Origin of the sequence: Oceanisphaera ostreae, from assembly GCF_042676125.1 — a bacterium.
GTDB lineage: Bacteria > Pseudomonadota > Gammaproteobacteria > Enterobacterales > Aeromonadaceae > Oceanimonas > Oceanimonas ostreae.
On sequence record NZ_JBHTJS010000039.1, the window covers coordinates 42520 to 49445 of the forward strand.

The window sequence follows — 6926 nt, forward strand, 5'->3', positions numbered from 1 at the left end:
AATACCGTGAGGGGTGAGGTGTAAGACGTGGGGTTACCACCTCACTCTTCACCATTTACTCCTCACGGGAGTTAATCCCTCGTCAGTGACTCGCCGGTGGCACTCAAAGTGTTCAAGTCATACGGCGTTAGCTGGTACACATGGTAGTTAAGCCAGTTGGCAAACAACAAATGGCCGTGACTGCGCCAAGTAGCGCGGGGCGAGTGACTATCATCATTATCCGGATAATAATTTTCCGGCATCTGTGGTGCGAGACCCGCTTCTAAATCCCGCTGATACTCATGGTGTAAAGTATGAGAGTCGTATTCAGGGTGACCCGTTACAAAGACTTGACGCCCATCTGGGCTAGCCGCTAAATAGACTCCCGCTTTATCTGATGCGGCTAATATTTTTAAATCGGTTTTTTCACGTAATAAGTCGACCGGAAAATCGGCATAGCGCGAGTGTGGTGCCAGAAACACATCGTCAAAACCACGTACTAGCGGATCATACTCACCCAAATTATGATGCTCATAAACTCCCGATAACTTTTCCAGTCGGGTGCGCTTATCTAGGTTATATAATATTTTTAATCCAGCCTGCGCCGCCCAGCACAGAAACAGCGTTGAAGTGACATGACTTTTCGCCCAGTCGACAATTTGTTCTATTTTTTCCCAATACACCACATCACAAAAGTCAGTGAGACCAAGCGGCGCACCGGTAATAATTAAGCCATCGTAAAACTGGTCTTTAATCTGCTCAAAGTCATGATAGAAGCTTTCTAGATGCGACTGAGGCGTATTTTTTGACGGCCGATCGTCGATGCGCAACAAGTCGACACCAATTTGTAATGGCGAGTTCGACAGCATGCGCAGCAGCTGGTTTTCGGTTTCAATTTTCTTCGGCATAAGATTCAGCAATAACACGCGCATCGGGCGGATTTCCTGACTGACCGCTCGGGTTTCCGTCATCACGAAGATGTTTTCCTGAGACAGGACATTAGCCGCAGGCAGGCGGTCGGGAATTCTGATGGGCATGTGCTTACTCCAAGTACAGCGTCGAAAGAAAAGTCTAGACATCTAGAACTCTACAACAAAGTAACGGATCTTGTCATCCTCGACGTGTGCCAAAGCCACAAGATACGGTAAAATCATGCTAACGCCCTTTAAGGAAGACTATTATGGAACCTGTTATCGAGCTAGTGAGCACCGGCGATGAAGTCCTCACCGGATTAATCACCGATACCAACGCCGGTTGGCTTTCGCAATTATTGCTAGAACAAGGCTGGCAGGTACGTCGTCGCTTCACCGTAGGCGACGACAAGGCTGACTTAATAGAGCTGTTTGAACAACGTAGTCATCACGCCGACGTGGTGATTGTTAACGGCGGGCTGGGGCCTACATCCGATGACATTAGTGCACAGGCCATGGCGGATGCAGCAGGTACCACACTGGAGCTTAATCAGCACTGGCTGGAGGTGATGCGGCAAAAGTATGCTAACCGTAATCGCACCATGCCTAAAAGCAACAGCAAACAAGCCATGCTGCCCCAAGGGGCAGAGCTGGTTGACAACCCCGTGGGCACCGCTTGCGGGTTTGCAGTTAAGCTTAATCGCGCCACTTTCTTTTTTACGCCGGGTGTACCGTCTGAACTAAAAAAGATGATGACGGACGAGATTTTACCGCGAATGCGTCGCCAATTAGGGCGAAATGGCCGTAGTCAGGTGCGTCGTTTTTTCTTGTTTGGCCTCTCTGAGTCGGGGTTAAGCGACAGGCTCGATAGCCTGAGCTGGCCTGCCGGTATCGCATTGGGTTACAGAGCCAATCTGCCGACCATAGAGGTAAAACTAGTCATAGATACCGAAGATGCAGAGGCTATTGCTAATGCCGAGGCCCAGCTACTAGCCGAAGTAGGCACTCATTTAGTGGCTCGAAATGAGATGGACTTTACGGCCAGTATAGGCCCGCAGCTAGCAGACAAAGATTTAATGATCTTTGAAGATGCCAGTGGCGGTCGCTTAACCGATACTATTAGCACCATTACTCGCGAATTTGAAGGGCACTATGTGGCAGGCCTACCGGATGAGGCCAAAGAATTAGCACAATGGTTACAAACCTCCGCGCGCCCACTGACTCTAGCCATTGGCGCTCAAGGCTCTCAAGGTACGCCCATCGCACTAAAAACGCAGGCAGCCTGTATGGTACAAACCTTACAAATGCACTTTCGCGATCCGCTTTCGCAGCGCCGGCTGTTAGCTTTTGCCGCCCTTGATATGCTACGCCGCCACCTTGTTGGTGAAACCGTCATGATCGATTACGACATACTGCCCTGCAGCGAACGTGTCACCCTGCCTGCATAAAAAACAAAGAGGGCGACATTGGTGTCGCCCTCTACTTGGTATTGTTACTTAGCTTATCGCGGACAGCTTAAGGCTGATAGCTACCCAAAGGGTCTAGCCTTGCAGCCGCCATTTGGCGAGCAGCTTTTCTACTGGCGTCACCATCGCCTCGGTTAATCGATGGGCCAGTGGCGTATGAAATAGCCAGGCTCCCGTGATCAAGGCCAACGGGAGCGAACCACAGATAAAGTCAGTAAACCAATGCGCACCTGACATCACACGCGGCATCGCCAAAGCAAAGACCAATGGTGCAACGACATATAAGTAACGCCGCGGAAAACGATAGCAGGCAAATAATAAAAAGGTAGCAAAGCCAATTCCATGATCGCTGGGGAAAGAGCTGCCTGACGCGTCTTTGGCTTTAATATCAGGGACTAGCTGGCTTATCCGCTCCGCTTGTTCATAAACAATAGTCGGGCTAGCTCGTTCGATAGGCAACGCTTTTCCGGCAGCCGCCTGCAGTGAAAAACAGCCTGCCATTAATAACAGCAAACAGCCTATCTTAGCCCGCTCACGGCCTGTTACTTCCCACGCATGGCGAAACACAAAGGCCGCCATCAATAAGGCAACCGCACCATCAATCCAACGCTGGTTAACGAATGCAACAAACTCAGCAAAACCCTGCACCGTCACTAAGCGCTGATTAAACCACCAGAAGATACCTTCATCTAAGCCTTGCCAGTAGCCAAACCACCACGTAAAAAATAGCAATAATGCCAGCGCATGCAACGCTGCCCAACCTTTAAGATCCCAACGCATAGCCACATCTTTTATCTGAAAAATGGGCTCTGTTTATACCAGATAGTAATAAATTTTGCAGGTTCAATCATAAATTACGACTAAAATAAAGGGCACTAATTACAGTGCCCTTTTCCTAGCAATCCGATTAATAAGATATTTCCATCAAATAAGCTGTGCCGCCAACTCGCGCTGCCTCGCTTTCAGAGCTTCAATATCTAGTCCACAAACCGCCCCATTACGCACTCGCCAGCGGCCTGCCACCATCATGCAATCGGCTTGCTTGGCTCCGCACAAAATTAATGCGGCTAATGGATCACCCGCTCCCGCAAATTGAATATCGTCAAGGCGAAAGAGTGCTAAATCGGCCTGCATGCCGACGGCTATATCACCAATATCGTCTCGCCCCAAGCAAGCAGCAGACCCCCGCGTAGCCCAATCCAGCACTTTCTGATGGGTAATATCAGAGGCTCCGTAACGCAAGCGCTGTAATAATAAGGCTTGGCGCACCTCAGTGATCATATTAGAGCCGTCGTTAGAAGCCGAACCGTCTACGCCAATACCCACAGGACAGCCGGCCGCTTCGAGATCCAGCGTGGGACACTGGCCTGATGCCAGTAACATGTTGGAAGAAGGACAGTGAGCGATACCCACCCCCGCCTGGCCTAAACGCCCAATCTCTTCTTCATTAAAATGAATACCATGAGCTAGCCACACTCGGTTGCTGAGCCAACCTACCGACTCCAGATAATCAACGGGCCGCATGCCGAACATTTTCTGACAAAATGCCGTTTCATCGTGGGTTTCTGCTAAATGGGTATGCAGCTGTACATTATGTTGTGTTGCCAGCTGAGCCGACATTTTCATCAGCTCGGTACTCACCGAAAAAGGTGAACAAGGGGCCAGCGCAACTCGTACCATGGCACCCGGTTGATGGTCATGATAGCGCCTTATCAGCCGCTCGCTGTCAGCGATAATAATATCTTCACTTTGCACTGTACTCTGTGGCGGTAAGCCGCCCTGATCTTCCCCCAAACTCATAGAGCCGCGGGTTAAATGAACCCTTACTCCTAGCTGCTGCGCTTGCGCAACTTGAATATCGATAGCATCCTCTAGGCCCTGCGGAAATAGGTAATGATGATCACTGGCGGTACTGCAGCCCGAAAGTAATAATTCTGCCAACGCTATTTGGGTAGAAACTTCGACCATTTCTGGTCGTAACTTAGCCCACACTGGGTACAGCGAGGTCAGCCAAGGAAATAATGCCTTATTCAACGCGACTGGGTGAGCCCGAGTCAGGGTTTGATAAAAGTGGTGATGAGCATTAATTAATCCTGGTAACAACACGTGTTCGCTGGCATCAAATATCTCATTAACCGGCTGAGAGGGGGTTCGCCCTGCTGCCACCAGCTCGATAATACGGCTGCCTGCGACAACCAAACCACCTGCATAGTCTGGCTTTAGTGTTGCCAATGGGTGCTTTATCCAGATGTTTTTCGGGTTTTGCATAAGACTTCCGACTCCTGTAAATATGAAAGTGCGCGCACCCGGATGTAGAAAACCCTGACACACAATCCGGGAAGGTGAGTCAGGGCTAACGCTTATAAAGCGACGTTATTGATTAGCATTAACTAACTTCAGCCTCATCTTCCTCATGCTTCTGCTCTGGCAGTATCAGGCTCAACAAAATGGCACTAACAGCACCCATAGCAACCGGCGAGCTCAGAATATTGGCCAGAGTCTTGGGGAACTCCTGCAATACATCTGGTACGGTGGAAACACCAATACCCAAGCCTACCGAGATAGCCACTATCATCATGTCACGACGATCCAGCTTGGCATGAGACAACACACGAATACCGGCTACCGCCACAGTACCAAACATAATCAGTGTGGCTCCCCCCAATACTGGCTTGGGCATTTGCTGCAGCACACCACCTATGATGGGGAACAGTCCCATAATCACCAAAATAGCGGCGATATAGATGCCGACAAATCGGCTAGCCACACCCGTCAGAGCGATAACGCCGTTGTTCTGACTAAAGGTCGTAGAGGGCATGCTGTTGAAAGTAGCCGCTATCATGGAATTAATACCGTCGGCCAACACGCCGCCACGAATACGATTCATGTATACAGGACCTGTTACTGGCTCTCCTGAGATAGTCGAGTTGGCGGTCAAGTCACCGGTAGTTTCCATCGCACTTACACAGAACAAAATGGCCAACGGAATAAACGCTGCCAAATCAAACTGAAAACCGAACTTGAAAGGAATAGGCACGGCCACTACAGGTAATGAGCTCAAACCAGAGAAGTCTAAACGGCCCATAAAGAATGCGGCAGCCATCCCAAGAAGCAAACCGATAACCACTGCGGCTAACCGGATCATGGGGTTTTTGGAGCGGTTTAGCAGAATGACGCTAAACAGTACTATGCCTGCCAGCAACAGGTTATCCAGTGAACCGAAGTTTTCGGCACCAAAACCGCCGCCTATATCGGTCATAGCCACTTTAATCAGCGGAATACCAATCAAGATAATAATGGTGCCCGTGACGACAGGTGTAATTACTCTTTGTAATTTATGGATGATACGACTCAAGAAAATTTCGATAATAGCGGCACAGAAGCAGACTCCGAAGATGGTTGCCAATATATCTTCGGGGCTGCCACCACGGTTTTTTACAATCATGCCAGCCGATAAAATAGCGGTCAAAAATGCAAAGCTAGTCCCCTGTAAACAGAGCATACCAGCGCCCACTGGGCCGATGCGACGACATTGAATAAAAGTCCCTACACCTGACACAATTAAGGCCATGCTGATCATATAAGGAACATGCTCTCCTAAACCGAGTACACCGCCCACAATGAGTGTCGGTGTAATTACCCCAACCAAACTAGCAAGCACATGCTGTAAAGCAGCAAATGAAGATGGCACAAAGCCCGGTTTATCATTTAGTGAGTACAATAAGTCATGATTCTTTCTTGGTGCTGCTTTTGTATTCTGGGTCATAACAAATCCCTTTGTTAATTGCTGCTAATGCACCTACATACATTACCCGCTGTTTGTATTCGCCAACATCCTGATAAGAAGCTTGGCACTGATTTTCAGATTTTACTTCACGTTGTCGCTAGCTAAATAATAGATGCTTTAGATAATACAGCAAAAAACACACAACTGTTAACTAAATGTTATACACATGTATACATAATAGGGTTAAATGTGACTCGCATCCATCTAAAAATAGTACACTAAGACCTCTTTTTGCAAGCATCGAGTTTCCTGTAGACAGCATCATCAGTCACCTGAGGGAGTTAATAGAGGATGAAGGGCACTGCTCCACCGACCATCACATGACAAGGATGTCATGTGTTTGAGCGCCATAGGCGAGTGTGTTCCGCCGAGATGAACTATTTTAATCTGACCGAATATCCAGTGAATATTCGCAGTAAATTAAAATGGTGAATGTCATTAACCCTTGCAGCGTGTCGGTGGAGTAGGCCGTTTATCCGACCTTTATAGGAAGTAAAAGCAGACTACTTATTTAGTGCAATTGGTATAACCCCACCCTCAGGCAGTTCCGTGGCATAGGGGCGGATAAAGGGTTCTACTCCACCGACCATCACATAACAGGGATGCTATGTGTTTGAGCGTCATAGGCGAGTGTGTTCCGCCGAGATGAACTGTTTTAATCTGACCGAATATCCAGTGAATATTCGCAGTAAATTAAAATGGTGAATATCATTAACCCTTGCAGCGTGTCGGTGGAGTAGGCCGTTTATCCGACCTTTATAGGAAGTAATACCAATCTCACTA

General features: G+C 48.5%; 5 protein-coding genes. 1 reads left to right on the forward strand and 4 read right to left on the reverse strand.

The features are described from left to right. Positions 1 to 71 precede the first annotated feature (71 nt). Positions 72 to 1016 carry a homoserine O-acetyltransferase MetA gene (metA, locus tag ACFQ1C_RS10945; RefSeq protein WP_379558649.1) on the reverse strand — a complete coding sequence of 315 codons (945 nt, stop codon included), beginning with the start codon at positions 1014 to 1016 and terminating at the stop codon, positions 72 to 74. A gap of 143 nt (positions 1017 to 1159) precedes the next feature. On the opposite strand from metA, the gene ACFQ1C_RS10950 reads away from it, so the two are divergent. Continuing rightward, entirely contained in the window at positions 1160 to 2338 is a 1179-nt protein-coding gene (locus tag ACFQ1C_RS10950; RefSeq protein ID WP_379558650.1) for a CinA family nicotinamide mononucleotide deamidase-related protein, read from the forward strand. Positions 2339 to 2431: 93 nt separating this feature from the next. Here the strand turns inward: ACFQ1C_RS10950 and ACFQ1C_RS10955 are convergent, their stop codons facing one another. From ACFQ1C_RS10955 to ACFQ1C_RS10965, 3 genes are all read right to left on the reverse strand, one after another. Next, on the reverse strand, positions 2432 to 3136 hold the full coding sequence (locus ACFQ1C_RS10955; protein ID WP_379558651.1) for a phosphatase PAP2 family protein: 705 nt from the start codon (positions 3134 to 3136) through the stop codon (positions 2432 to 2434). Between the two features lie 144 nt (positions 3137 to 3280). Continuing rightward, positions 3281 to 4624 (reverse strand): 8-oxoguanine deaminase, encoded by a 1344-nt coding sequence (locus ACFQ1C_RS10960; RefSeq protein WP_379558652.1) that lies wholly within the window; start codon positions 4622 to 4624, stop codon positions 3281 to 3283. Positions 4625 to 4742: 118 nt separating this feature from the next. Beyond that, the gene (locus ACFQ1C_RS10965; RefSeq protein WP_379558653.1) at positions 4743 to 6122 is read right to left on the reverse strand and encodes a nucleobase:cation symporter-2 family protein; all 1380 of its coding nucleotides are present in this window, start codon (positions 6120 to 6122) and stop codon (positions 4743 to 4745) included. Positions 6123 to 6926: the final 804 nt, after the last annotated feature.